Annotated in this window: 27 protein-coding genes; 12 read left to right on the top strand and 15 right to left on the bottom strand. The window is 64.5% G+C overall.

Annotated elements, in window-relative coordinates:
- Positions 1-6: 6 nt before the first annotated feature.
- The 5 genes from QAZ22_RS29730 (at position 7) to QAZ22_RS29710 (ending at position 4,063) form a co-directional block, all read left to right on the top strand.
- On the top strand, positions 7-987 hold the full coding sequence (locus tag QAZ22_RS29730) for a branched-chain amino acid ABC transporter permease (RefSeq protein WP_278204475.1): 981 nt from the start codon (positions 7-9) through the stop codon (positions 985-987).
- A 3-nt stretch (positions 988-990) separates the two neighbouring features.
- On the top strand, positions 991-1,770 hold the full coding sequence (locus tag QAZ22_RS29725) for an ABC transporter ATP-binding protein (protein ID WP_278204474.1): 780 nt from the start codon (positions 991-993) through the stop codon (positions 1,768-1,770).
- Positions 1,767-2,489, top strand: a complete 723-nt coding sequence (locus QAZ22_RS29720; protein ID WP_278204473.1) for an ABC transporter ATP-binding protein — start codon at positions 1,767-1,769, stop codon at positions 2,487-2,489. Before QAZ22_RS29725 ends, QAZ22_RS29720 begins: the two co-directional genes overlap by 4 nt.
- Positions 2,490-2,500: 11 nt before the next feature.
- The gene (locus tag QAZ22_RS29715; RefSeq protein ID WP_278204472.1) at positions 2,501-3,247 is read left to right on the top strand and encodes an aspartate/glutamate racemase family protein; all 747 of its coding nucleotides are present in this window, start codon (positions 2,501-2,503) and stop codon (positions 3,245-3,247) included.
- A gap of 108 nt (positions 3,248-3,355) precedes the next feature.
- Positions 3,356-4,063 (top strand): GntR family transcriptional regulator, encoded by a 708-nt coding sequence (locus QAZ22_RS29710; RefSeq protein ID WP_278204471.1) that lies wholly within the window; start codon positions 3,356-3,358, stop codon positions 4,061-4,063.
- Between the two features lie 408 nt (positions 4,064-4,471).
- Here QAZ22_RS29710 and QAZ22_RS29705 read toward each other — a convergent pair whose 3' ends face one another.
- Positions 4,472-5,374, bottom strand: a complete 903-nt coding sequence (locus tag QAZ22_RS29705; protein ID WP_278204470.1) for an SDR family oxidoreductase — start codon at positions 5,372-5,374, stop codon at positions 4,472-4,474.
- A 98-nt stretch (positions 5,375-5,472) separates the two neighbouring features.
- Here QAZ22_RS29705 and QAZ22_RS29700 point away from each other — a divergent pair, with 98 nt between their 5' ends.
- Together QAZ22_RS29700 and QAZ22_RS29695 are read left to right on the top strand one after the other, a co-directional pair.
- Entirely contained in the window at positions 5,473-6,321 is an 849-nt protein-coding gene (locus QAZ22_RS29700; protein WP_278204469.1) for a helix-turn-helix transcriptional regulator, read from the top strand.
- Positions 6,322-6,388: 67 nt separating this feature from the next.
- Positions 6,389-6,724 carry a hypothetical protein gene (locus QAZ22_RS29695; protein WP_278204468.1) on the top strand — a complete coding sequence of 112 codons (336 nt, stop codon included), beginning with the start codon at positions 6,389-6,391 and terminating at the stop codon, positions 6,722-6,724.
- Positions 6,725-6,754: 30 nt separating this feature from the next.
- Here QAZ22_RS29695 and QAZ22_RS29690 read toward each other — a convergent pair whose 3' ends face one another.
- Complete coding sequence (locus tag QAZ22_RS29690; protein WP_278204467.1) at positions 6,755-7,711, bottom strand: LysR family transcriptional regulator; 957 nt, start codon at positions 7,709-7,711, stop codon at positions 6,755-6,757.
- A gap of 83 nt (positions 7,712-7,794) precedes the next feature.
- On the opposite strand from QAZ22_RS29690, the gene QAZ22_RS29685 reads away from it, so the two are divergent.
- Positions 7,795-8,625: a class I SAM-dependent methyltransferase gene (locus QAZ22_RS29685; RefSeq protein WP_278204466.1), complete on the top strand. Its 831-nt coding sequence runs from the start codon at positions 7,795-7,797 to the stop codon at positions 8,623-8,625.
- Between the two features lie 10 nt (positions 8,626-8,635).
- Positions 8,636-9,193, top strand: a complete 558-nt coding sequence (locus tag QAZ22_RS29680) for a hypothetical protein (RefSeq protein ID WP_278204465.1) — start codon at positions 8,636-8,638, stop codon at positions 9,191-9,193.
- Between the two features lie 53 nt (positions 9,194-9,246).
- Here QAZ22_RS29680 and QAZ22_RS29675 read toward each other — a convergent pair whose 3' ends face one another.
- From QAZ22_RS29675 to QAZ22_RS29620, 12 genes are all read right to left on the bottom strand, one after another.
- Positions 9,247-10,278, bottom strand: a complete 1,032-nt coding sequence (locus tag QAZ22_RS29675) for an ROK family protein (RefSeq protein ID WP_278204464.1) — start codon at positions 10,276-10,278, stop codon at positions 9,247-9,249.
- Positions 10,278-11,000 (bottom strand): ribulose-phosphate 3-epimerase, encoded by a 723-nt coding sequence (locus tag QAZ22_RS29670; protein WP_278204463.1) that lies wholly within the window; start codon positions 10,998-11,000, stop codon positions 10,278-10,280. Before QAZ22_RS29670 ends, QAZ22_RS29675 begins: the two co-directional genes overlap by 1 nt.
- A complete protein-coding gene (locus tag QAZ22_RS29665; protein WP_278204462.1) occupies positions 10,997-11,815 on the bottom strand; it encodes an alpha/beta hydrolase in 819 nt (272 codons plus the stop codon). The genes QAZ22_RS29670 and QAZ22_RS29665 overlap by 4 nt, the downstream gene beginning before the upstream one ends.
- A complete protein-coding gene (locus tag QAZ22_RS29660) occupies positions 11,815-12,633 on the bottom strand; it encodes a sugar phosphate isomerase/epimerase (protein ID WP_278204461.1) in 819 nt (272 codons plus the stop codon). Before QAZ22_RS29660 ends, QAZ22_RS29665 begins: the two co-directional genes overlap by 1 nt.
- On the bottom strand, positions 12,633-13,709 hold the full coding sequence (locus QAZ22_RS29655) for a Gfo/Idh/MocA family oxidoreductase (RefSeq protein WP_278204460.1): 1,077 nt from the start codon (positions 13,707-13,709) through the stop codon (positions 12,633-12,635). Before QAZ22_RS29655 ends, QAZ22_RS29660 begins: the two co-directional genes overlap by 1 nt.
- Before the next feature lie 5 nt (positions 13,710-13,714).
- A complete protein-coding gene (locus QAZ22_RS29650; RefSeq protein ID WP_278204459.1) occupies positions 13,715-14,536 on the bottom strand; it encodes a sugar phosphate isomerase/epimerase in 822 nt (273 codons plus the stop codon).
- Between the two features lie 78 nt (positions 14,537-14,614).
- Positions 14,615-15,457: a carbohydrate ABC transporter permease gene (locus QAZ22_RS29645; protein ID WP_278204458.1), complete on the bottom strand. Its 843-nt coding sequence runs from the start codon at positions 15,455-15,457 to the stop codon at positions 14,615-14,617.
- A gap of 5 nt (positions 15,458-15,462) precedes the next feature.
- Positions 15,463-16,359 carry a sugar ABC transporter permease gene (locus QAZ22_RS29640; RefSeq protein WP_278204457.1) on the bottom strand — a complete coding sequence of 299 codons (897 nt, stop codon included), beginning with the start codon at positions 16,357-16,359 and terminating at the stop codon, positions 15,463-15,465.
- Positions 16,360-16,492: 133 nt separating this feature from the next.
- Complete coding sequence (locus QAZ22_RS29635) at positions 16,493-17,740, bottom strand: sugar ABC transporter substrate-binding protein (protein ID WP_278204456.1); 1,248 nt, start codon at positions 17,738-17,740, stop codon at positions 16,493-16,495.
- A 110-nt stretch (positions 17,741-17,850) separates the two neighbouring features.
- Entirely contained in the window at positions 17,851-18,996 is a 1,146-nt protein-coding gene (locus tag QAZ22_RS29630; RefSeq protein WP_278204455.1) for an ABC transporter ATP-binding protein, read from the bottom strand.
- An 87-nt stretch (positions 18,997-19,083) separates the two neighbouring features.
- A complete protein-coding gene (locus tag QAZ22_RS29625; RefSeq protein ID WP_278204454.1) occupies positions 19,084-20,034 on the bottom strand; it encodes a PfkB family carbohydrate kinase in 951 nt (316 codons plus the stop codon).
- A gap of 3 nt (positions 20,035-20,037) precedes the next feature.
- Positions 20,038-20,838 carry a class I fructose-bisphosphate aldolase gene (locus QAZ22_RS29620; RefSeq protein WP_278204453.1) on the bottom strand — a complete coding sequence of 267 codons (801 nt, stop codon included), beginning with the start codon at positions 20,836-20,838 and terminating at the stop codon, positions 20,038-20,040.
- A 191-nt stretch (positions 20,839-21,029) separates the two neighbouring features.
- On the opposite strand from QAZ22_RS29620, the gene QAZ22_RS29615 reads away from it, so the two are divergent.
- On the top strand, positions 21,030-22,178 hold the full coding sequence (locus QAZ22_RS29615) for a Gfo/Idh/MocA family oxidoreductase (protein ID WP_278204452.1): 1,149 nt from the start codon (positions 21,030-21,032) through the stop codon (positions 22,176-22,178).
- A gap of 54 nt (positions 22,179-22,232) precedes the next feature.
- On the opposite strand, the gene QAZ22_RS29610 is transcribed toward QAZ22_RS29615, so the two are convergent.
- The gene (locus tag QAZ22_RS29610; protein WP_278204451.1) at positions 22,233-23,255 is read right to left on the bottom strand and encodes a LacI family DNA-binding transcriptional regulator; all 1,023 of its coding nucleotides are present in this window, start codon (positions 23,253-23,255) and stop codon (positions 22,233-22,235) included.
- A 225-nt stretch (positions 23,256-23,480) separates the two neighbouring features.
- On the opposite strand from QAZ22_RS29610, the gene QAZ22_RS29605 reads away from it, so the two are divergent.
- Together QAZ22_RS29605 and QAZ22_RS29600 are read left to right on the top strand one after the other, a co-directional pair.
- The gene (locus tag QAZ22_RS29605; RefSeq protein ID WP_278204450.1) at positions 23,481-24,428 is read left to right on the top strand and encodes a sugar kinase; all 948 of its coding nucleotides are present in this window, start codon (positions 23,481-23,483) and stop codon (positions 24,426-24,428) included.
- Positions 24,425-25,711: a D-tagatose-bisphosphate aldolase, class II, non-catalytic subunit gene (locus tag QAZ22_RS29600; protein WP_278204449.1), complete on the top strand. Its 1,287-nt coding sequence runs from the start codon at positions 24,425-24,427 to the stop codon at positions 25,709-25,711. Before QAZ22_RS29605 ends, QAZ22_RS29600 begins: the two co-directional genes overlap by 4 nt.
- The last annotated feature ends 16 nt before the right edge of the window (positions 25,712-25,727 follow it).

Raw genomic sequence — 25,727 nt, 5'->3', positions numbered from 1 at the left:
AGCGCCATGACCCGCAATCGCAACATGAAAATCGCTTCGGTCGTGGCTTTTTTGGCGATCGTCTTCGTCGCCGTGCCGGCCGCGATCTCGGCAAGCGGCCGCATCGACCTCTACTACACGCTGACCTCGGTGGCACTGCTCAGCATCGCCAGCGCCGGCGTGTGGCTCACCTTCTACATCGGCCGCATCAATATCGGCCAGGGCGCCTACGCGCTTATGGGCGGCTACGTCTCGGCCATACTGGTGATGAACCATGGCTGGTCCTTCTGGTTGACGTTGCCCGTGGCCGGTCTCTTCTGCGCCGCGGCAAGCGTGCTGATCGGCCTGCCGATCCTGCGGCTGCGGGGCGTCTATTTCGCCATGGTGACGCTGACGCTGACCGAAGTGGCGCGGCTGTTGGCTCTGGCGCTGCCGGTCACCAACGGCGCCAAGGGCATCGTCAGCATCCCGTTGCCAGGCGCGCTGTCGGTCTTCGGCCTGACCATCATTCCGGATTTCGCCACGCTGCAGAACTCGCGGCTCGCCTTCTATCTGCTGGCGGTCACGCTGATGGTGGTCTGCTTCGGCATCATGTACCGGCTGGTCCATTCGCGCATCGGCAAGCTCTGCCAGTCGCTGCAGCAAAATGAAGAGCTTGCCTCCTCGATCGGCGTCAACATCGCCTATCTGCGCGTCATCGCCTATGCGGTGTCGTCTTTCTTCGGCGGTGTCGCCGGCGCGATCTTCGCCGCCATCTCGCAATCGATCTATCCGTCGAGCTTCACGGTCACAGACTCCGTCAACTTCATGCTGAACTGCTTCCTCGGCGGCCTCGGTTATGTGTTCGGGCCGATGCTCGGCACGCTGGTGCTCTATTTCGGATGGGACCTGCTCTTCCAGACCGGCCAGTTCCAACTGCTCATCTATTCCGGCCTGATGATCGTCCTGATGCTGGTGCTGCCAAACGGCCTGCTCAGCCTCACGGCTTCGACCCGGAAGAAGGCTTGAGCCATGGCAGAAATGCTCGAAGTCTCCAGCATCACCAAGCGCTTCGGCGGTCTCGTCGCGGTCAATAACGTCTCCTTCTCGGTGCGCGAAAAGGAGATCCTGTCGGTGATCGGTCCGAACGGCGCCGGTAAGTCGACGCTGTTCAAGCTGATCTCGTCGTTCCTCAGGCCGACCGCAGGTGAGGTGCGTCTGAAGGGCGAGCGTATCTCCGGCATGGCGCCGCATATCGCCGCCCGCAAGGGCGTCGTGCGCACCTTCCAGGAAACGACGATCTTCAAGAACATGAGCGTGCGCGACAACGTCGTCATCGCGCACCACCTGCGCTCGAAGGCGAGCCTCGTCGGCTTCTTCTTCGGCACCGGCACGGCCAAGGCCGACGAAGCGGCCTTCGGTCAGTCCGCCGACGAGATCCTGACGCTGCTCGGCCTGGCCCCGCTTGCCAACGAGATCGCCCGCAACCTGCCGCACGGCCATTTGCGGGCGCTGGGCATCGCCATCGGCCTCGCGACCAACCCTTCCATCCTGCTGATCGACGAGCCCTTCGCCGGCATGAACCATGAGGAGACCATGCGCATGGTGGCGATGGTGCGGCGCCTGCGCGATCTCGGCCTCACCATCCTGCTCGTCGAGCACGACATGCCGGCGGTGATGAAGATCTCGGACCGCATCGTGGTCCTCAATTTCGGGCAGAAGATCGCCGAGGGAACGCCATCGGAGATCCAGGCCAACGAGAAGGTCATCGAAGCCTATCTCGGCAGCGAAGACGAGGCGATCGGCCTATGAACCAGATCCTGAATTTCGCCGGTGTCGAGCTTTATTACGATCACGTCTATGCGCTGAAAGGCGTCTCGCTCGAGGTCAACGAGGGCGAGACCGTCGCGCTGATCGGCGCCAACGGCGCCGGCAAGTCGTCGATCCTTCGCGCCATCACCGGTCTGAACAGGATCAGGTCCGGCGAAATCCATTACAACGGCAAGCGCATCGACGGCGCCGCGCCGGACGAGATCGTCAAGATGGGCATCGCCATGGTGCCGGAAGGGCGGCGCGTCTTCCCCTACATGACGGTGAGGGACAACCTCCTGATGGGCGCCTTCACCCGCTCAAGCAAATCCGAGATCGCCGCGACGATGGAGATGGTGCTGGGGCGTTTTCCCCGGCTGAAGGAGCGCTTCTCGCAGGCCGCCGGCACGATGAGCGGCGGCGAGCAGCAGATGCTGGTCATCGGCCGCGCGCTGATGGCGAAGCCGAAGCTTCTGCTGCTCGACGAGCCGTCGCTCGGCGTCGCGCCAAAGCTCGTCCAGGACATCGCCCACTCGATCGTCGCCATCAACCGCGACGAAAAGGTCAGCGTTCTTCTTGTCGAGCAGAATTCCCGCATGGCGCTCCGCATCTCGCAGCGCGCCTATGCGCTGACCACCGGCAGCGTCGCGCTGAGCGGCAACTCCACCGAATTGCTGACCGACGACAGGGTCAAGCGTCTTTATCTCGGCGGCGAGATCTGAGGCTGATTTTAATGCGCATACTCGTCATCAACCCCAACACGACGGCATCGATGACCGCCAAGATCGGTCAGGCCGCGGCTAGCGTCGCGGCGGCGAGCACCGAAATCATCGCCGTCAATCCGGCCGACGGTCCGCCGAGCATCGAGGGCTATTTCGACGAGGTTTTTGCCATTCCGGGCATCATCGCCGAGATGGGCAAGGCGCCGGCGGCGGACGCCTATGTGATCGCCTGCTTCGACGATACTGGATTGGATGCCGCGCGTTGCGCTACCGAGGCTCCGGTCATCGGCATCGGCGAGGCGGCCTTCCACCTCGCCAGCCTTGTCGCCGGCAAGTTCAGCGTCGTCACCACGCTTGCCCGCTCGGTTCCCGCCATCGAGCACAATCTGGCAAAATACGGTCTTGCCTCGCGCTGTGCCAAGGTGCGCTCGTCCGAAGTCGCCGTGCTCGACCTCGAACGGCCCGGCTCGAACGCGAGGCACAAGATCTCGGACGAGATCGCGCGCGCCATAAACGAGGATCGCGCCGAGGCGATCGTGCTTGGCTGCGCCGGCATGGCGGACCTCGCGCACAGCCTGTCGGAAGAGCACGGCGTTCCGGTGCTCGACGGCGTCGTCTGCGCGGTGACGCTGGCCGAGAGCCTGTTCAAGGTGGGCTTGAAGACATCGAAAGTCGGCGGCTATGCGACACCGCGCGGCAAGCGTTTCGCCGGCATATTTGCCTCGGCCTCGCCGATGGAAGCCGGTTCGCCGGGCTAGGGCGTCGGATCCCAGCGGGATTGACCGGGGCGCGGGCGACATTAGATTGGATTGGCTGCTGGCGATTTGGGGGCAGATCGGGCCGGATCGGGCCTGCGCATTGAAAGCATGTTGACGGTACTCAGGGAAGACGATCGCGACGACAAGCCGGCAGCGCGCTGGTCGCCGATCTACTATGGGCTGAGGGACGCCATCGTCGGCCATCGCCTCGCGCCGGGCACCAAGCTGCCGGAAGACGAGCTGGCCTCGATCTATTCGGTGAGCCGCACCGTCGTCCGTGCCGCCCTGCAGGCCCTCGCGCATGACCGGCTGGCGCGGCTGGAGCCCAATCGCGGCGCCTTCGTCGCGCAGCCGTCGAAGATCGAGGCGCGCGAAGTTTTCGAGGCCCGCGCCCTGATCGAGCCCAAGGTGGCGGCACTTGCCGCCAAGGCGGCTGTGCCGTCCGACATCGCGCAACTGCGGGCGCATCTGGAGAAGGAGCACGAGGCGCTGCATGCCGGCCGCGACAGCGACGCCATCATGCTGTCGGCGCGCTTCCATGTCGGCATCGCCGAGATCGCCGCGCATTCCGTCTTCACCAACTTCGTGCGCGATCTCGTCTCTCATTCCTCGCTGATCATCGCGCTCTATTGGAAGCGGCGCGACGCGACCTGCGAAAAGCACGCCCATCATGCGCTGGTCGATGCGATCGAGGCCGGCGACAGCGCCGACGCCGCGGCCCTGATGAACAGCCACCTGGTCGATCTGCTGTCCGGGCTCGACCTCACCGACAAGGTGGAGAAGTCGGACAGCCTGGCCGATCTGCTGCGCGCCTAGGAAAGGCGGTGGTCCAACCGGCCGCTGAACCGCCGGAGGAATTTTGAGCGGTCGGCTCTGTTTGCATTGGCAGATGGCATGCGCTGGAGATTGGCCGAAACGCCCATCGCGATCGTCATTCCAGGGCGAAGCAGGAGCGAAGCTCCGTCGCGAAGACCCTGGAATCCATGCCGTTACCTCCGCCAAGGCGTGCAACGGAGCAGAATTCTTCACCGCGGCAGCGCTTCGAAGTCACGGAATGGATTCTATGGTCTTCGCCGCGTCGCTTCGCTCCTTGCTCCGCCATAGAATGACGAGGTTGGGGCGGCTTCAACCAAATCTGCGGCGCCTGCGCGGATTCCACCGAAATGAACGGAAAAACCTTGCACGAAGACGAACCGCAACCTTTCAAAATCCCAGCGTCGGGGACTAAGCTGCGGCGGCTTGCGAATAATCCATCCGCTCGAGGTCGGCGATGAGGCCCGGTCCGGTCGGCTGCCAGCCGAGATGCGCACGCGTCCATTCGCTGGATGCAGGCATGTCGAGGCCGGCGAACATGGCAAGCCACCCGAAATGGTCGGCCGCTTCTTCCTGCGACAGCGAGACCACCGGCACTCTGAGGCCGGCGCCGATCACCTCCGCGATCTCGCGGACTGGAATGCCTTCCTCGGCGACGGCGTTGTAGCGCACGCCGGCTTCCTGCTTGTCCAGCGCCAGGCGGTAGAGCTTCGCGACGTCGAGCACATGCGCCGCCGACCACCGGTTGCGGCCTTCGCCAAGATAGGCCGACACGCCCTTGACGCGCGTCTGCGCGATCAGCGGTGTGATGAGGCCCTGTTTCACCGTGTCATGCACCTGCGGCAGCCGCACCACCGACACCTTGACGCCCTTCTCGGCCATAGCCGCGCCGGCGAGCTCGGACAGGATGCGCGGATTGGGATGGTCGGTGTTGAAGATGTCTTCTCTCGCAGGCTGTCCGTGCTCGCCGGAGCCCATGCCGACACCCGACGTGATGATGAGCAGCCGGTCCGAACCGGCGAGCGCGCCGCCCAGCGCTTCGATGACGCGCTTGTCCTTCTCGCAGTTCGCGACGAAGTTCGAGAAATTGTGGTCGAAGGCGGTGTGGATCACCGCATCCGATTTCGCCGCGCCGTCGCGCAGGCTGTCGAGGTCTTCGATGTCGCCGCGATGCGGCTCGGCGCCGGCGGCGAGAAGCGACCGCGCACCGGCATCCGAACGGGTCAGGCCAAGCACCTGATGGCCGGCGGCAAGAAGTTCGGACACGATCCTGGAACCGATGAAGCCGGTCGCGCCGGTAAGGAATACACGCATGATAGGTCTCCGCTTGTTGTTCGAAGGCCCTTCTTGCGCTATAACTCATTCTGTTAAAGTAGTGACTTTATCATGGTATAATAGCCAACAGGATGGCAATGCCCCAAGGGACCGCCAACAAAGAGACGACCAACAAGCTGGGCACCTTTTTGCGGGATCGCCGCATGCGCCTTGACCCGGTCGCCTTTGGCTTCGCCACCGGACGCCGGCGCACACAGGGGCTGCGCCGGGAGGAAGTGGCGCAACGCGCCAATATCAGCCCGACCTGGTACACCTGGCTGGAGCAGGGCCGGGGCGGCGCGCCGTCCGCGGACGTGCTCAACCGCATCGCGACCGGGTTGATGCTGACCGAGCCCGAACGCGAGCATCTGTTCATGCTGGGTCTCGGGCGGCCTCCGGAGGTTCGCTACAAAAGCGTGGACAGTGTGACGCCGCGCCTGCAGCGTGTCCTCGACGCCTTGGACCCCAGCCCGGCAATCATAAAGACCGCGACATGGGATGTGGTGGCCTGGAACCGTGCCGCCGCGGCAATGCTGACCGACTATTCCAAGCTGCCGCGCGAGCAGCGCAACATCCTGCGTCTGATGTTCGGCAACCCGCGCGTGCGCGACGCGCAGGACGATTGGCAGAGCGTCGCGCGTTTCGTGGTCGGCTCGTTCAGGGCAGATGCCACGAGGGCCGGCGCGGACGCGGAAATCACCCAGCTCGTGGAGGAGCTTTGCCGGATCAGTCCGGAATTCGCGGCGCTCTGGCGCGACAACGACGTCGTGCCTGCGCACGGCGAAGGCGTGAAGCGCCTGCGGCATCCCGAGATCGGACTGATCGAGCTGGAATTCTCGGTCTTCGCCGTCGACGGCCGGCCCGAGCTCGGCATGATCGTCTACAATCCCGCGACGCCCGCCGACGCCGAGCGCATTCGATCGCTGATCGCATCTCGCTCCGGGTGATGGCATGCGCATTGTTTCGTCTCGCAGCGCCGCTTAGTATTTGAGGCGAGGCCACCAGAGGTATTGCATGAGCTTTGATCAAAAATGGTCCGCATCCGAGAAGAAGGTCGCCCGTATCGCTTTCGATAAGGCGCTGGAGGTGGCGCTCGGCAAGACACTGGCTGAATTCAAAAAGAAGGCCAGCGAGGCGGCGACGTTTTCCGACATGTGGGAGATCGAAGATTATCTGCGGCAGCAACGGCGAAACCTTGAGCAGATGTTCGACTATCGCTACTCGCAGCTCATCTTCGTCTTTGCCGCCCTCGTCGAGGAAGGGTATTTGGACGAGGAGATGCTTTCGGGTCTCGCGGAAGACAAGCGGAACGAGATCCACAGGATCCTCGCCTGGCGCGCAAGGGAGTAGGGCGCGCGCGGTCGGTCCGACGGTGATACGTCAGGCCCGAGCCTGCCGTTCCCGAGATCGTTTTCGGGAATCATCGGCGCCGCCTTGCGAGCGGATATGATCGATGAAGGCGCGCAGCTTAGGCAGCACCTGGTGCCTTTCCGGATAGTAGAGGAACACGCCCGGCGTGGTCACCGCGAAGCGGCCGAGCAGCGCCTGCAGACGTCCATCGGCGATCGGCGCGTCGGCGATGGGGCCTGGCACCTGCGCCAGCCCGACGCCCTGGATCGCCGCGCCGAGCAGCGAAGGATAGTCGTGCGCAATGAGCGGTCCGGTGACGATCGCCTCGATCGCCTTGTTGCCCTTGGCGAAGCGCCACGGCGCGACCGAACCATTCGATCGGCGCAGGCGAAGGCAGGCGTGGTGACGCAGATCCTCGATGCGCTCCGGGGCTGTTCGTTGGCGTAGATAGTCGGGGCTGCCGACGACAACCATCGGGAAGGACGGCGTCAGCCGCACCGCGACCATGTCGGGCGCGATCAGGTCGCCCATGCGGATGCCGGCATCGAATCCTTCGGCGGCGAGATCGGCCAGCTCGCCGCTTGCGACGATCTCCAGCTCGATCTCGGGATAGGCCTGGCAGAAGGACGCGATCATCGGCTCCAGCAGGGTCGACACCACCGCGGGTGGCACCGACAGGCGCAAGAGCCCGGCCGGCCGTTGGCCGATTCCGCGCGCGACCTCGCTCGCGGCTATCAATTCCTCGAAAGCCGGCCGTGCGCGCGAAAAAAACCGCTCACCGGCTTCGGTCAGGCCGACGCTGCGTGTCGTGCGTGTGAAGAGCGCGGCGCCGATGCGCGCCTCGAGCGTCCGCACCGCCTGGCTGATCGCCGACGGCGTGACGCCGAGTTCCGCCGCCGCCTTACGGAAGTTGCGGTGCCTGGCCACGCTCAGGAACGCCTCGACGCCGTCGAGCGCGCCATGCCGGACTGTGAAGTTCTGCTTCATGACCCGTCGACATTATCGCGGATAGTCGCCGGCACAAAGCGGTCGTATCTGTGTCGTGGATTGGAAGCCTGAAGGAAAGTGCAATGACGGACGATTTGGATCGAGTGCGCGATCACTACCGCGCGACCGGCCTGGCCGAGCGGCTGAAGACGGCACTGGCCGTATTGGGGCCGAACGAGCAGCGGTTGAAGCCGGAGCAACTGGCGACCCTCGACCAGTTCCACACCCGCGGCCTCGCCGCGACGGCGGAGCTTGCCAAATTGGCCGGCGTTGCGGCCGGCATGTCGGTCCTCGATGTCGGGTCGGGGGTGGGCGGACCGGCCCGCTTTCTCGCCGCGACCTATGGCTGTAGCGTCACGGGCGTCGATCTCAGCGAGCCCTTCGTCGAAGCCGCGCAGTATCTCACCGCGCGCACGGGGCAGGACGGACAAGTGTCGTTCAAGGCCGGCAGCGCGCTGGCGCTTCCGCTCGATGACGGCGGTTTCGATGTCGTGTTGCTGCAGCATGTGGCGATGAACATCGCCGACCGGCCGCTTCTCTACCGCGAGATCAGGCGCATGCTGAAGCCGGGCGGAAAATTCGCGACCTTCGATGTCGTGCTGAACGGCGGCGATCCGCACTATCCGGTGCCCTGGGCGAGGACACCCGCGGAAAGCTTTCTGCTCTCCGCCGCCGCTACCTGCGAGGCGATCGAGGCCGCCGGGTTCCGCCTGCTGGTCCAGCAGGACGATACAGCGGATGCCAAGACCTGGTTCGCGGCGCTGCGGGCGTCCGGGCCGCCGCCTTCGCTGAACCTCGGCGTCGTCATGGGTCCGGGTTTCGCGGATTTTGCCGCCAATCTCGGACGCAATCTCATGGAAGGCCGGCTCGGCATCCTGACGGCGGTGTTCGAAGCATCTCCGGCAAGCAACTGAGGAGGTGGAAATGTCGCCGGCGATGATCTTCAACATCCATCTCGTCCTGGGCTACGTGCCGTGGCTGCTTTGCTTCGGCGCCTATGTCTGGCCAAGGCTCAAGACGATGGATAGCGTCGAGGCACAGCGCGCCATCGCCACGCTGCACAGCTTCCGCTTCTTCGGATTGGTCTTCCTGCTTCCGGGCGTGGTCGGTCCGAACCTGCCCGCGGGTTTTGCCGCTTTCGCCGCCTATGGCGATTTCGCGACCGGACTGCTTGCCATGCTGGCGCTGCTTGCCGTGAGGCGACCCTCGATCTTCTGGCCGTTCGTCGTCGCTTTCAATGTGGTCGGGACAGTCGATCTTGTCGTCGACTACTACCACGGCACAGTGCTCGACCTTCCGGACCTGGCGGGACAATTGGGCGCTACCTACGTGATCCCGATCGTCTATGTGCCGCTGCTGATGATCACGCATGTCGCCGCCTTCTATCTGCTGGCGCGCCCTCAGCCCAAGGCCGCGCCCAGCGCCGGCGATAAGGAGGCAGGCGGCATCAGTTCCCGCCGCTCTCCCTCATCCGCTCGATGATCTCGGCCATAGGCGCGATGCCCAGCAAGAGCTCGTCGCCGCGCGCCTTGAGCTCAGCCATGGTTTGCTTCTCTGGCGCCGGCCGGTCCACCGGTCTTTATCTCGTCGTCCTGCACCATCGAAAGCGCCGTGCCCGGCTCGCCCTCCCACAGGATCAGGCTTGCCGCGCCGACAAGGCCGGCGCGGTCGCCGAGCTCCGCCGGCACGATCGGTACGTCGCGATAGGCTTGCATGGCGCGCTCATCGATCGTTGCCCTGATGCCTGGCGCCAGCAGCTCGAAGCCGTTGGCGAGCCCTCCGCCCATGACGATCACCTCGGGCGAATAGAGATGCAAAAGGTTGGTGAAGCCGATGCCGAGCCATTTCGCTTCCGCCTCGACCAGGCCGAATGCTGCCGCATCGCCCGTCCGCGCGGCCTCGACGACATGGCGGGCGGAGACGTCGCCGTCCCTGGAAAGCCGCCGCAGCAGCGAGCCGTCGCCAGGCGCGGTGAGCCGCGTCGCCCGGCGTCCGAGCGCGGTGCCGGAAGCGACGGCCTCGAAGCAGCCGACATTGCCGCAGAAGCAGCGATCGCCTTCGCCGGTGATCGTCATGTGGCCGATCTCGGCCGCGAGCCCGCGCCTGCCGTGATAGATGTGGCCGTCGGCGATCACGCCGCCGCCTATGCCGGTCGACACCGTGACGAAGACCATCGATGCGGCGCCGCGGCCGGCGCCGAAGCGCCATTCGCCCAACGCGGCGGCGTTGGCGTCATTCTCCAGCCGCACCGGCAAGCCGAACTGGCGACTCAGAATGTCGATCATGGGCACGTTGTGCCAGCCGGCGAGCGTCGGCGGCCCGATGACGATGCCTGCCTTGGGATCGAGCGGGCCGGGCGCGCACGCGCCGATGCCGATGACCCTTGCCTGCGGATGCTCCTCGAGCAGTTTGCCCGCCAGCACAATGATCTGGCCGATGACCGCTTCCGATCCGGCGCCGGCCAATGTTGGCTCCGAGACGCGCGCGACGACCTCGCCGCTGCGCTCGACCAGCGCGCCGCGCAGTTCCGTGCCGCCGAGATCGAAGGCAAGCGCGAGCGTGCTCATCAGGCGGCGGCCTTCAGCCCGTGCAGCCAGGCCATGCGCTGCGCAAGATCAGGATCGCCGAAGGCGAGCGAGCCGAGCACCACAGTGTCGGCGCCGGCGGCCCGCAGCAGCGGCACCGTCTCGTGGCGTATGCCGCCGTCGGCGGCAAGCAGGATGTCGGCCTCGCGGCCGGCTTTCCTTATCAGCGCGCGCGCCTCGATCAGGCGCGGGCAGGCTTTTTCGGACAGGCTCTGCCCCTTGACGCCGATCGAGGTGCCGAGCAGCGTGACGAAAGCGACGTCCGGCAGGAACGGCTCGATTGCGGAAACCGGCGTCTCGAGCCGCAGCACCACGCCGGCCGCGGCGCCGAGCTCACGCGACAGCTTTACCGCGCGCAGGCCGGCCTCGCGGTTCTCGGCATGGATGGTGACGAGGTCGGCGCCGGCCCCGATGAACTGGCGCGTCTGCGCCTCGACGATTTCGGCTTCGACCATCAGATGCACGTGGATCGGCCTCGCCGTCAGCCTGGCGATGCGCGCCACCAGGTCGGGAAAGAACAGGAAGCCGGGGGTGAAGCGTGCGTCCGCAACGTCGATGTGGTGCAGGTCGGCATAGGCTTCGATGCGCTTAAGGTCGCGCTCCATATTGGCGAGATCCGCCGACCACAGCGAAAACTCGCCGATAAGCCGGTTGCGCGGCAATGCGGCTATTGCCGCGGGTCCGGAGAGGGGCTTGGCGGTCATGACGGAATGGGACTCCGGACATTCGAGTGGGACTGGAGGAAGGAACTGATCTGCTCGTGCAGCTCGGCGAAATGCTTCACGCTGTCGCGCGCCTTGGGCGTGATCTCGGCGAAGATCGCCTTGGGTATCGCCGCAGCCAGTGCATGGGCCGTCGACAGCGGATGGACGGCATCGACTTCGTTGCCGATGACGAGTACCGGAATGTCGAGCGTTGCGGCGTCGCGCTCGGAAACTCCTGGCCCGTCGGCGGCGATGTTGGCCAGCACTTGCGCGAATGCACCGGCGTCGGGCCGGTCGAAATAGCCGAGCAGGGAGGAAAGATTGTCGGGCGCCTCGCGATAGAGCCGCGCTGCGGTCTCGGACTGCGCGAAGATCGTCCGCCCCTTGTCGGCCCCGTGTGCGAGGATGAGCTCGGCGACCTCGGCAATCGGCCGCATGTTCTGCGGCGCCGGCGAAAACGTCCAGGCCGGCCGCACCAGGATCAGGCCGGCGACGCGCCGCGGACGACGGCAGGCCAGACGCAGCGCGATCGCCGCGCCCATCGAGACGCCGCCGGCAATGAAGCGGTCCAGGCCGGCTTGGTCGGCTGCGGCCAGAACGTCATCGGCGAACATTTGGAACGAGAGGGGCCGCCGCTTGCTGAGATCGGAGCCGCCATGGCCACGGCATTCCAGCGTGATGCGGCGGAAGCCGGCGGGAAAAGTCTGGGCTACCTGCGCCTCGTCGCCGCCCAGCCCGTGCTGGAAGACGATCCCCAGGCCTTCGCCCGTATCGGTAACGCGAAGCGTGGCGCCGTCGCGAAGCAGCGCGCCCATCACACCAGTCCTTTGAGGAAACGGGCAACGCCTGGCGCTTCCTCGGCGGAGAGCCCGTGTGTCACCAGCGGCCCGTCGAAGCCTGCGGCTTTCAGGCGAGCAATGAAGCCGGGGAAGTCGACAATGCCTTGTCCGGCCGTGGCGAAGCGCCCGTCGGCGAAGCGATCCTTGGCGTGCGCCAGGGAGACATGACCCGCTGTGCGCTCGACCGCTGCGGCGACGATGGCGCGTGCTTGGTCGGTGCTGGCCTGTTCGAACAGATTGGCGGGATCGAGCACGATGCGCAGCCGCTTCGAGTCCATCTCGGCGATCAGCCGCATAGCGTCGTCGGCCGAGGTGACGATGTTGGCCTGCTCCGGCTCGATGCCGAGATCGACGCCATAGCGCTCGGCAAGCTGAAGCGCCTTTGCCATCTCGCGCGCCATGTCGGCCCAGGCCGAGGGATCCGCATTGTCGGGGTGGTAAGCCCACTGGTCTTGGGTGTTGCGCGTACCGGTGCAGAGCGTGACGAGTGGGACGGACAGCCGGGCCGCAGTCTCGATGACAACCGCCAGCCGCCTCAGCCCGTCGCCGCGCACGCGGCTGTCCGGATGCGCCATGTTGTAGGTGCCTGACAGCGCGACGAGGCCGATGCCGGTAGCCTTGGCGGCGGCATCGATGGCGTCGATCGCAGCGTCGGAAACCGCGTCAGGCATCGACGGCAGGCCGGCGCAGGCAAGATTGAATTGGGTGACCGCGAAACCCGCGTCGCGCACGGCGCCAAGCACGCCGGCCGGTTCGCTGCCTGGAAAAGTCTTGGCGAACACCCCAGCCTGCATCAGACCGCTCCCGCGACGCCGGCGAGCTCGACGCGCTCGCCGCTTTCGACCGAGCGGGCGATCGCCACCATGGCGCGGATCGAGGCGAGCCCGTCCTCGACGGTTGCGCCGCGCTGTGGCTTCCCGTCGAGCACGGTGTCGGCGAGGCCTTCCAACTGGCGGCGGAAGAAATGGCCGTCGGCGCCGAGCGGCTTGCGCGAGGTCGCATCCTTCTCGTGAAAGATGTCGACCTCGCTCGCCCGGAAATACCAGGGATTGAAGGTCTTCGCGATCACAGAGCCGTTCTCGCCGTAGAGCTGGAAGCCCTCGTGCCAGTCCATGCGCACGGCGACGGTGAGATCGAGATGGCCGAGCGCGCCATTGGCGAACTCGGTCTCGACGAACCAGCAACAGGCGCCGAAGCGCTCGTTGAGGCGCGCCCGCACGGCCGTGATCTCGCCGGCGAGGAAGCGCGCCGTGTCGACCAGATGCGAGCCATGCGCCAGCATGAAATATTGCCTGAGGTCCGCCTTCGGATTGCCGCCCGGCTTCTTCGCAAGCTTGCTGGTGATGGGCAGCGGCTGCAGGGCGTCGGTGTTGGTGTAGCGATGGGTGGAATCGCAGTACCAGGCCTTGAGCGCCAGGATCTCGCCCATCTCGTCGCGCACGAAATCGCGCGCCGCTTCCAGCGCCGGATCGAAGCGTTTCATGTGCCCGACCTGCAGCACCTTGCCGGAACGCTTGACTGCCTCGGCGAGCTTCTCGCCTTCTTCGACGGAAACCCCGATCGGCTTTTCGCACAGCACATGCTTGCCGGCTTCGAGCGCCTTGATCGACATCGGCACGTGATAGGCGTCGGACGTCGCGACGATCACCGCTTCCAGTTCCGGGTCGGCGAGCATCTCGTCATAATCGCCGTACATTTTCTCGGGTTCATAAGTCGCGCCCATACGAGCCAAGAGATCGGGCGCCGCGTCGCAGATCGCGTAGAGGTCGGCATTGCTCGCCTTCACGCAGCTCTCCAGATGCGCGAACTGCGCGATCGGCCCGCAGCCGAGCACTCCGACACGAAGGCGACGGTCTTGTTTGCGGGTCATCGTCTTTAGGCCCCGTAGCCGCGCATGGTCTGCCGGTTGGTTTTGACCGCGCCAGCCGGATCGGCGGCGGCTGCTTCGGATTCTTCCTCCAGCACCAGCCAGCGGTTGAAGTTGGGCGCGGCGCCGGCGATCTCGATCACCTTTGCCGTGTCGCAGACGCCTTTGCCGAGCATCGCCCAGGTGCCGTTCGCGTCGACATCCTTCAAATGCACGTAGCGGATGCGGTCGCGATAGGTGGTGAGCGTGTCGGCCATGTCCTGATGGCCGCGCAGTATGTGACCCGTGTCCGGCACCCAGCCGACCAGCGAGGCGTCGATCAGGGAGAAGATGCGGTCGTAGTCGGCGCGGTCGAAGAGCAGCGTGTTGTGGTGCGAGCTTGGATGCAGCGCGACCTGGACGCCGGCCTTGCGGCCGATCTCGCCGGCCTTGTTGTAGACTTCGGCGGCGATGGCGAATTTGTCGTCGCGCGGACCATCGGACACGACCGTCGCCGAGCCCATTGACACCAGCGCGCCGGGGAGGTCGGCGGCGAAGTCGATCCAGCGCCTGGCGGTATCGAGGTCGGCGCCGATCTTCTCCTTCAGCGTAAAGCCGCTCTTCGAGCCGAAGGCGAAGGAGACGAGCATAAGGCCAAGCGATCTCAACGCTGCGCCGAACTCCGCCGGCTTGCCGGCATAGTGGCCGATCATCGTGTCGGTGATCTCGATGCCGGCATAGCCGCCGTCGGCGATCGCCTTGAGCAGGTCGTCGGGACCGCCTTTGAAGCGGTCTCCGAGCATTTCCCAGGTGAAGGTCTGGCAGCCGACTTTGAGGTCTTTCACGTTCATCCTTTCAATCCTTGATACCGCCCGTTCCTTGATGTCGCCCATTCCTTGATGTCGTTCTGCGCTCCATGGGATGGATATCTACTTGACCGAGCCCGCGGTCATGCCGGCGAGGAAGAACCTCTGGGCAATGAGGTAGATAAGCAAGAGCGGTAGCGAGCCGAGCACGCTCATCGCCATCATCTGGTTCCATTCGAAGGCGTGCTGCCCCATCAGCAGCTGGATGCCGATCGGGACGGTGCGCATCGACGTCGACTTCGTCAGTGTCAGCGCAAAGAGAAATTCGTTCCAGCACAGCAGGAAGGTATAGACCGACGTCGCCACGATGCCGGGCAGCGAGATCGGCACAATCACCCGCCAAAGAGCCGTCCAACTGGTGCCGCCGTCGACGGCCACCGCTTCGTCGAGATCGCGGGGCAAGGTGTTCAGATATCCCGTCATCAGCAGGATCGCGTAGGGCAGCGTGAACACCAGGTAAGTCAGGATCAGCGCGACATAGGTGTCGAAGATGCCATATGAGACAACAAGCCCGAAGAAGGGGATCAGAAGCGTGATCGGCGGGATCGTCTGCGTGCTGATGATGAGCGTGTTCAGGCTGCCCTTGCCGCGGAAGTTGAAGCGGCTGAATCCATAGGCTGCCAGCAAGGCGATCAGCACCGTCAGCACGGTCACCGCTCCGGCCACGAAGTAGCTATTGAAGAAGAAGCGCAGCTTTACCGGATCGCCAAGGATGGCTGCATACGCTTCCAGCGTGAAGGCCTTCGGCAGGATGGTTGGCGGCAGGGCAAAGATTTCGGTATTCGATTTGAACGAGCTGCTCAGCATCCAGTAGATGGGGAAGGCCGCGAAAAACAGCCCCGCGGCAAGCGCGACATGCAGCGCGACGGTGATCAGCCTGTCTTTCGGCGTGTGTCTTTTCCTCATGGTGACTACCGGGCCTTTTGATAACGGATGTAGAACAGCGTCAGGCCGAGAGAGATCAGCAGGATGATCACGGCGCTTGCCGCCGCCTGTGACAGGTTGTAGCTCGAAAACGCCAGCTTGTAGGTGTAGGTGCTCAGCACCTCGGTCGAGTAGATCGGGCCGCCGCCCGTCGTTATCCAGATCAGCGGGAAGACCTGCATGGTCCAGATGAAATCGAGCAGCGAGATGCTGATGATGATCGGCATCAGTTGCGGGATGGTGATGAAGATCAGCTTCTGGTAGGCCTTCGCGCCGTCGATATCGGCGGCTTCGTAGAAGTCCTTGGGAATGCCCTGCAGGCCTGCGAGCAGGCTGACCATGAAAAGCGGGTAGCCGGCCCAGATATTGGCGAAAGTGACGGCGTGCAGCGCGGTCTCGGGCGAGGAAAACCACTCGACCTTGGAACCGATGACGCCGATCTGTATGAGGATGCTGTTCACGACGCCGTTCGGCTCGAGCAGGAGGCGCCAGATCACCGCAATGATCACCGCGGTGAACAGCCAGGGCAGTATGTAGAGTACGCGCAGGACATTGCGCAGCGTCGGATTGATGCGGTCGCTGTTCAGCATGAGCGCGAAGATCATGCCGATGGTCATGTGGAAGACGACACTCATGCAGGTGAAGTAGAGTGTGTGCCAAAGCGATTCCCAGAACACGGGATCGGCAAAGATCGCCTGGTAGTGTTTCAGTCCGGCAAAGGACGGGTCGCGACGCAGCACCGCGCTGTTCTGGAACGAATACGCAATCACCGTCACCATCGGCAGCAGCATCAGAAGGCCGATTATGAGGAGCGAAGGCGACAGGTAGAGATAGGGTGCGACCGCTCGTTTCAGTCTATGGCGGGGGCGCTTCTGCCGGGTCATATGCCAACCTTGGGATACGCCTTCAAGAGAAGGCGAGTTTCGGAAGCGGGTCCGTCTCGCATTGCCTGTGCTTGTTTGCCGGGAGGCCTGCCCGCAGTCGGGCCTCCCGGTCGAAGATCGTAAAACAAGCCGATCAGAATTTCGCTATCCAGCCCTTTTGCGCGTTGGCCGCGGCCTGCTCCGGAGACTGCTCGCCGGCGAGCATCTTCTGGGCTTCCACGTCGAACTGGGTCATCAGGTCTTCCGCCACCGGCAGCCCCGTGAACTCATTGGCGAGATAGCCGGTCTTGAAGATTTCGAAAGCCTTGCCGAAAGCCTTGTCGGAGGTCACGAAATCGGGCTTCGCATCGACGTTGCCCGGGAAGGCGTTGGCAAGCGACACCAGCTTGGCGTTCACCTTTTCGCTCATCAGATACTGGACGAGTTTCCAGGCCTCTTCCTGATGCTTCGAGCCCGCGGAGATGCCGATGCCCCAGGAGGCATAGGGAAGGCCGCGCTTGCCGTTGTAGTTCTCCACGACCGGGACCGGGATAAGGTCGAAGTTCAGCTTGGGATTGCGCTTGCGGATGAGGTTCACATGCGCGAGCGAGTCGATCATCATCCCGACCCGGTCGTTGACGAATTCCTCGACCTTTTCCTGCTCGGTCTTGGTGGCGATGCCGGGCGAGATGGTGCCCGCGTCATTGAGCGATTTGACGAAGGTCAGCATATCCACCACCGGTTTGCCTTCGAGCGCGGGCTTGCCGTCCGCCATCATCGATTGACCCGATGCCCAGACCCACGACATCATGTCGTTCTGGACGCCGGACGGCGTTTGCAGCGACAGCGGCAGCACCCAGCCATACTGGTTCTTGTCGGCATGGGTCATCTTCTTGGCGGCTTCGAGAAACTCGGCGCGGGTCGACGGCAGCTTGGTGACGCCCGCCTGGGCGGCGAGGTCCAAATTCACGAAGACGGGATAGACGAACGAAGCCACGGGAAACATCACCGCTTTGCCGTCCACCTTGATGATATCCGCGACTTGGGCTTTGTCGAACTTGCTCGCATCCATCATCGGATTCATGTCGGCCAGCGCGTTCTGCGCATTCAGATTGTTCACCCAGGCGCCGTCGAGGCCGACGACGTCGCTGAGCGTTCCGGTTGCGGCACCGACCGAGATCTGGTCTCGCGTGGTCGCATAGGGGCCGCTGACCAGCGTCACCTTGATTCCAGGGTTCGCGGCCTCGAAATCGTCCATGATTTTCCGCAAGGAGCCTGCGGGCAGCTCAGGCTCCCACCATTGGGTGAATTCCAGCGTCGTGTCCGCCATGGCGCCGGTTGCGCCAAGCAACCATGCGGCCGCTGCCATTTTCAGCATCGCGGGTTTTATCCGAAACGTCATTTTCTCCTCCTTCTTCAAGATCGGCCGCACAATGCGAGCGATCGTCTGGTTATTCAGAAGTCTTCATTCGCAGGCGCCTCGCCCTCACCTGCGGGCCTTGCCGCATATCTTCAGATCGCCAGATGCGTCGCGGGATCGAAGAAATGCAGCTTGGTATCGTCCAGGGCCAACCGGATTTCCGAGCCGGAGCGGACCTCGCTGACCGGTTCGAATTTCGCCACCGCGTTCGACGTCAGGCCGAAATCCTGCACCGCGTCCGGGTCACCGGAGTCCACCCGCACCGCGTCGATGCTGAGATGGACGATATGCTCGGACCCGAGTTCTTCGATCGAGGTCACCTTTGCCGGTATCGTCTGATACTTGCGGCCCGATTCCAGGCTGCTGTCATAGAGGTCCTCCGGCCGGATCCCGAACACGACCTTGCGCCCCGCATACGAGCTCAAACCTGGCCTGCGCGCGAAGGCTGCATCCTGCAGCCGGATGGCGAAGGTGCCGGACCTCAGTTCGTCGCCCGTCAGGGTCGCCTCGAAAAGGTTCATCGAAGGGGAGCCGATGAAGCCGGCGACGAAGGCGTTCACCGGCGATTCATAGAGCTTCTTGGGTGTGTCGACCTGCTGCAGCACGCCGCCTTTCAGCACCGCGACCCGGTCCCCCATCGTCATCGCTTCGGTCTGGTCGTGGGTCACGTATATGGTCGTTACGCCGAGCTGCTTTTGCAGGCTGGTGATTTCGGCGCGCATCTGCACGCGCAGTTTCGCGTCCAGATTGGAAAGCGGTTCATCCATGAGAAAGGCGGCTGGCTCGCGCACCATGGCGCGGCCCATGGCAACCCGTTGGCGCTGTCCGCCCGAAAGGTTCGCGGGTTTGCTGTCCAGCAGCGACGTCAGCTGAAGCGTTTTGGCGATCTCGTCCACGCGCTTCTTGCGCTCGGCCTTCGGCTTGCCTGCCAGGCGCATCGAAAAGGCGATGTTTTCGAACACCGTCATATGCGGGTAGAGCGCGTAGCTCTGGAAGACCATCGCGATGTCGCGGTCCTTGGGCGGCATGTCGACGACGTCTACGCCGCCGATCCGAAGGCTGCCGCTTGTGACGTCCTCCAACCCGGCGATCATTCGCAACGCCGTGGATTTGCCGCAGCCGGACGGCCCGACGAGAATCAAGAACTCACCGTCCTCGACCGATAGGTTCAGTTGGTCGATCGCGTGAAAATTGTTCCCATAGGTCTTGCAGATATTCTCGAGAATGACTTCTGCCATCTTCCTCCCTCAAAGTCTAAGCCATTGATTTTTATGGTTGTACCCGGCTTATTTTCGCCTGCGAAATATTTCCTTGCGCAGTTTCAGCTATGTTCCAGTGTCGCCCTGCGCATATTTCAGTTCGACCGCTGACGGAGCGTTCGTCGATGACAGGAGTTTCGTGACCTCGTCGGCGGTCGGCAGCGCTTCGCGCCCGCCACGCCCCGTGATGGACAGGGCCGCGGCCCCGGCCGCGAATGCGACCCGGCCTGCGGTGTCGGCGCCGCGCGCCAATGCGTGGGCATAGGCGCCATGAAAGCAGTCGCCGGCACCGGTCGAGTCGATGACGGCGACCCGGTGCGAAGGCAGGTGCCAGAGCCCTGTCTCGTCGTGTCCGCGATAATAGACGCCCCTGCCGCCATCGGTCAGAACCACGGCGGACCGCGAAGGCGACCACAATGCATCGAGCATCTCGGCGGGCGATCGGCGGCCCGTGGCAGTGCGCGCAAAGCCGAGCGGAAGAATGAGATGGTCGCAGAGCGCGATCAGCCTCTCGGTGGCTGGGCCGGCGCTCCATTCGATATCGCCGAGGATCGCGAGGCCGAGATCGCGGGCTCGGGCCACGACATCCATCGACCGGATCGCGTAACCATCGACGATCAGCACGGTTGCGCGGCTGAGAACCTCGTCCGGAAAGTCCGGCGCGGTGCCCAGCATCGCTTCGTCGTCATACGCGATGAACCGCTCCCCATCCGAGCCGACGGTGATCCGCGAGCGCACCGGGCGCGCGTCGGGGTGGCGCGGCGCGAATGCGGTTTCGACGCCGTTGGCAACGAGATCGCACAGCACGGCGTCGTCCGCGGCACTGCCCAGCCATCCGACGAACCCGGCGCTTCCGCCGAGCCGAGCGACGGCGGCAAGGGCTGTCGCGACATTTCCCCCGAAAGCTCGGACACTTTGCAGGACCTTCCCCTTGCCCGCCGACAACGGCTGATCGACGTAGACGATGTCGTCGATCGCAATAGCGCCGAAGCCGAGGATTGAAGGGACGGTGGGCATGGTTCAGGCCCCCGCCTTCGCCAGCGCTTCTTGCGCCGAAAGCCCGTCATGGATGACGCCGCGAAAGGCGAGCGCTGCCTTCTGCGGATCGCCATGCCCCCAGAGGTTGCGGCCCACCACGGCGCCGCGCGCGCCGGCACGGATGGCGTCCGCCGTCTGCTGAAGCGCGCCTAGCAGCGTATCGGTCTTCGGACCGCCCGCGATCACAACCGGCACCGGGCAGGTCCGAACGGTCTCTCGGAACGACTCGAAATCGCCCGTGTAGCCTATCTTGATCACGTCGACGCCGGACTCGTAGCCGATGCGCGCCGCATAGGCGATCTCGTCGGGGGTGAAGACGATTTTCGCACCGTCGGTGAAATCGCGGGGATAGATGTGGGCCACCACCGGCATGCCGTATCGGGCCGCCGCATTCACCGAATCGGTCAGCCAGCGTATGTACTTGCCCTCGGTCGCGCCGCGCACCGGAATGGCTACGGCCAATGCATCGGCCCCAGCCCGCACCGCATCCTCGGGCGTTGCAATCAGCTCGCTGATGCGATCGTCCGGGGTGAAGCAGCCCGCCTGGATCACCAGAGAAGCTTTGCCCGCATATTGCGGCCACAGGTGGCGCGCGGTGCCTGGCTGGATGCTGACGTAGTCGGGTTTGCCCGCCATGACGCGCGCGAGCGCGCCCGGCAGGTCGGCAAGACCTCCTTTGCGCACGTCGCCATAGCCGACAAAATGGTCGACCGCGCCGCCAAAAAGCTTCCCCGATGGATGCGCGAAGAGGCGCGCAAGGCGCACCTTGGTTCCTAGGCTCATTATTTCCCCGATCTCTTGATTTCCAAATCCTCAAGCCGGCGGCCTCCGATATCGCGCCAGCATTTTCATATGCTCTATAAAAATTTTACGCGCGTCAATATTTAAAATGCTGTATAGCGAATCCCGAAAATAGTCCGACGCCGGCTCGCCGGCCTGTCGGAAACGCTGCCGCATTGGAGGTCGGAAGGAAAATGCAAGCGAAATCAGATGCTAAGCTCGGCATCGGCGTTATCGGATGCGGTAACATCTCGATGACTTATCTGCGCAACGCGGCCCTTTTTGCCGGTGTGGAATTGCGCGCATGCGCCGATATTTCCACCGACATGGCGGTGCTGCGGGCGAAGGAATACGGCATGCGCGCCCTCGGCGTCGATGCACTGCTCGCCGATCCCGAGGTCGATCTCGTCCTCAACCTCACTGTTCCCTCAGCGCATTTCGACATCTCATTTTCGGCGCTGTCGGCCGGAAAACATGTCTTCACCGAAAAGCCTCTCGCGACCTCCGCCAGCGAGGGCCGCCGGCTGGTCGCCGAGGCGGCGAAGCGTGGACTGCTGCTGGGCTCGGCGCCCGACACCTTCCTTGGCGCCGCCGGACGCCGGGCTCGCCGGCTGATGGACGAGGGCGCGATCGGCCGCGCCGTGACCGGCACCGCCTTCATGATGGGGCGCGGCATGGAGCACTGGCACCCCAATCCGCAATTCTACTATCAGCCGGGCGGCGGTCCGGTCTTCGACATGGGGCCTTATTATCTGACGATGCTCGTCAACCTGCTCGGCCCGGTCGCCCGCGTGATGGCGATGGCGACGCGCGGCCAGGACGAGCGCCTGATCACCGCTGACGGCCCTTACAAGAACACCAGCTTCAGGGTCGGCACGCCGACCAACATCCTGTCGCTGCTCGAATTCCGCTCCGGCGTCACCGTCACCTTCGGCGCGTCCTGGGATGTCTTCAAGCACTCCAACCACCCGATCGAGTTGCACGGCACGGAAGGGTCGCTCAGGCTGCCCGACCCCGACACGTTTGGCGGCACCGTCTCATTGTCGGCGCGCGGCGACGACTGGAAGGATTTCGAAAGCGAAGGCGGGCTCTATGGCGCGCGCAACTGGCCTTATGCCGCGCCGGACCGTGCCAACTACCGCATGCTCGGCGTCGCCGACCTGGCGCGGGCGCTGTCGGAAGAGAGGAGACCGCGCGCGTCCGGCGAGCTTGCGCTGCATGTGCTGGAGATCATGGAAGCGATCCTTGCCTCCGGCGAAGGCCGCAACTCCGTCGCGGTGGTCGGCTCGGTTGACCAGCCGCCGCTTCTCGGCGAGGACGAGGCGGCGAGCCTGCTCGCATGAGGACGATCAGATCATGACAGCATAGCTCGATCCGCGGGTGCGGCGGGAACCGCCTTATGCCGACTGGCGCATCACCAGCGTCGCATCGAGCTTGACCTTCGGTGCGACGGCCGTGCCGTCCTCGTCGAGGAGCGCAAGCAGCGTCTCGACGCTATGGCCGGCCATCGCCGCGAAATCCTGCGCCATGGTGGTGAGCGCCGGGCAGGTGTAACGGCTGAGCGGATGGTCGTCATGCGCCGCGACCCGCAGGTCGCAATCCGCCTTGCGGCCCACCTTCAGCCCTTTCGAATAGGCCGCCGCCATCACGCCGAAGGCGAGGCGGTCGTTGGCGCACAGGATGGTCTTGCCCGGCAGGCCGCCATTGTTGAGCAGCTTTTCCGTCTGCTCGTAGCCGATCCGCTCAAACTCCCACGTGTAGTCTTCGACGTTGCCGAACACGACCGGCTCCTGTCCGAGCCGCTTCATCGCATCGACATAGCTCTCCACCCGCTCGCGCGAATTGTGGTTTACATGGGGGATGTCGAAATAGACCGGAGCGTCGCCCGAGCGGCAGAGATAGTCGACGATGGTCGACATGCTCTGCACGTTGTTGTTGCCGACAAAGGGCGTGTCGCCTTCGAGATAGGTGTCGAAATAGACGATCGGGATCGTCTGCGTCAGCTTCTCGATCGCCTTCGGGTCCGAGCGCCGGCCAAGCGGGGCGACCAGCGCGCCGGAGACCTTCAGCGACAGTATGGTCCGCGTCGCCTCGGCTTCCAGCTCGCTCGATCCATGCGAGGAAATGACGATTGGCCAGTAGCCCTCGTCGCGCAGCCTGAGCTCGATGCGGCTGACCATCTCGGAATAGAAGGGGTCGGTCACCGTCGGCACGACGATGCCGATACTGCGGGTGCGCTTGCGGTTGAGATTGCGGGCGAAGAGATTCGGCTGGTAGTCGGAGGAGCGCAGCGCGTCTTCGATGCGCTTGCGCGTCGCCGGCTTGACGCTGGTCGGATCGTCGAAAAATTTCGACAGCGTCGGTCGGGAGACGCCGCAGGAACGGGCGAAATCCTCCATCGTCTTGTGCGTCATCGGCATCCAAACCCTCGCGGCATGGAATCCTCGCTCCCCATGCACCGTCCCGCGCTACATACGGCTCGCCGGCGCGCGACTGCAAGTTGAAACTTTACAGGAAGCTCTACAAGTTTCAACGCGTCGAGCCAAATTATTCCATGCGTAAACTTATTAATTGACGTGAAAAAGCGCGGGCCGTATTCAATTTTCAAGGACTACGCCGTGCACGGCGAATGCCGGGAGGACGTGATGAAGAAGCTAGTCTCAGCCGGCGAGGTCCTCGTCGAGATCATGGCCGAGCGGATCGGCCAGAGTTTTCTCGAATCCGGTCCGCTGGTCGGACCTTTTCCGTCCGGCGCCCCGGCGATCTTCATTGGCCAGGCGGCGGCGCTCGGCCAACCCGCGGGTCTCATCGGCGCCGTCGGCGAGGATGATTTCGGCCAACTGAACATCGACCGGTTGCGCGCGCTCGGCGCCGACGTTTCGGCAATCGCAGTCCATGAAGGCCATGCCACCGGCACCGCCTTCGTCACCTATCGGCCCGACGCGTCCAGGCATTTTGTCTTCAATATCCGCAACAGCGCCGCCGGCCTGCTGGAGATGGACGACGCGGCCAGGCGGCTGCTCTCCGGCGCCGACCACGTCCATGTCATGGGCTCCTCGCTGTTTTCCGACCGCGCCACCGAAGTCGCGCTTGGCGCGATCGCGGCCGTGAAGGCCAGAGGCGGCACCGTGTCCTTCGATCCCAACATCCGCCGCGAGATCATGCAGGCTTCCGGGATGCGCCAGGCGCTCGACCAAGTGCTGGCGCAGACCGATGTCTTCCTGCCCAGCGGCAACGAGCTGTTCCTGTTCTCGTCAGCCGGTGACGAACAGGGTGCGGTCGGCGAATTGCTGGGACGTGGCATCTCCTGCATCGTGCTGAAGAAAGGCGCCGACGGCGCCGCTTATCACGACAGGCATGGCATGGTCGCCATGCCCGGCTTTGCCGTCGAGGAAGTCGACCCGACAGGCGCTGGCGACTGCTTCGGCGCGGCCTTCGTTTCCTTCTGGCTGCGCGGCGCCGCGCCCGCCGATGCGCTGCGCATCGCCAATGCCTGCGGCGCGCTCGCGGTCACCCGCAAGGGGCCGATGGAGGGCATTCATCGGCTTGCCGATGTCGAGGCTTTCATCGCCAAGGCAGGACCACGCGCATGACCGGCGCCACGACAAGATTTGCAGGCATCGCCGCTTGGCGCACGGCTGGCGGGAAGGGCGGCATCGCCTCGATCTGTTCGGCGCATCCGCTGGTGATCGAAGCGACGCTCCGTCACGGCGCGAAGCATGGCGCGGATGTGCTGATCGAGGCGACCTGCAATCAGGTCAACCATGAAGGCGGCTATACCGGCATGACGCCGGCTGCTTTTCGCGCTTTCGTCGAGGCGCATGCCGCCAGCACCGGCTTTCCGCTCGACCGGCTGATCCTCGGTGGCGACCATCTCGGCCCCAACCCATGGAAACACCTGCCCGCGGCGCAAGCGATGGGGAAGGCTGTCGCGATGATCGACGCCTTTGCCTCCGCCGGCTTCACCAAGCTGCATCTCGACGCCAGCATGACGTGCGCCGACGATCCGGCGGCGCTCGCCGACGACACGGTCGCCGCGCGCGCGGCCGATCTTGCGGCGGCCGCCGAGGCGGCGGTCGCGCGCACGGGCGGCCAGAAACCCGTCTACATCATCGGCACCGAAGTGCCGGTTCCGGGCGGTGCGCTGGAAGCGCTCGACCATATGCATGTGACCGATCCGGCCGATGCGCTGCGCACCGTCGAAGTCCACCGTCAGGCCTTCGCCCGCCTCGGTCTCGACGCCGCCTTTTCCCGCGCCGTTGGCGTCGTCGTCCAGCCCGGCGTCGAATTCGGCAACGCCGACATCATCGCCTACGAACCCCGGAAGGCGACGAAGCTGGTGACGTCGCTGGAGAGCATGCCGCAATTCGTCTTCGAGGCGCATTCGACCGACTATCAGCCGGCCGAAGCATTGGCCGCGCTCGTGCGCGACGGCTTCGCCATCCTCAAGGTCGGCCCCTGGCTGACCTTCGCGCTGCGCGAGGCGCTCTATGGACTGAGCTACATTGCCGGCCAGTTAGTGCCCGATCCAACCCGTGACAGCCTGCCCGACGCGATGGAGCGAGTGATGCTGGCCTCGCCCGGCAACTGGCGGAAATACTATCCGGGCACGCCCGACGAGCAGCGCGTGCAGCGGCATTTCTCCTTCAGCGACCGCATCCGCTACTACTGGCCGTCGCCCGATGCGCAACGCGCGACCGAAGCGCTGCTGACCGCGCTTGGCGACCGGGAGATCCCGCGCCCCCTGATCAGCCAGTATCTCGCCCATCTCGATGCCGAGGTCGGCGCGGGCCGGATCAAGCCGACAGCGCACGAGCTTCTGATCGGCAGCGTCACGCGCGTCCTCGACTTCTACCGCAGCGCAACGAGTCCGTAAGCCCGAGCGGTTGGAC

Source organism: Mesorhizobium sp. WSM4906 (assembly GCF_029674625.1).
Classification (GTDB): Bacteria; Pseudomonadota; Alphaproteobacteria; order Rhizobiales; family Rhizobiaceae; genus Mesorhizobium.
This window is presented reverse-complemented; position numbering and strand designations above follow the sequence as displayed.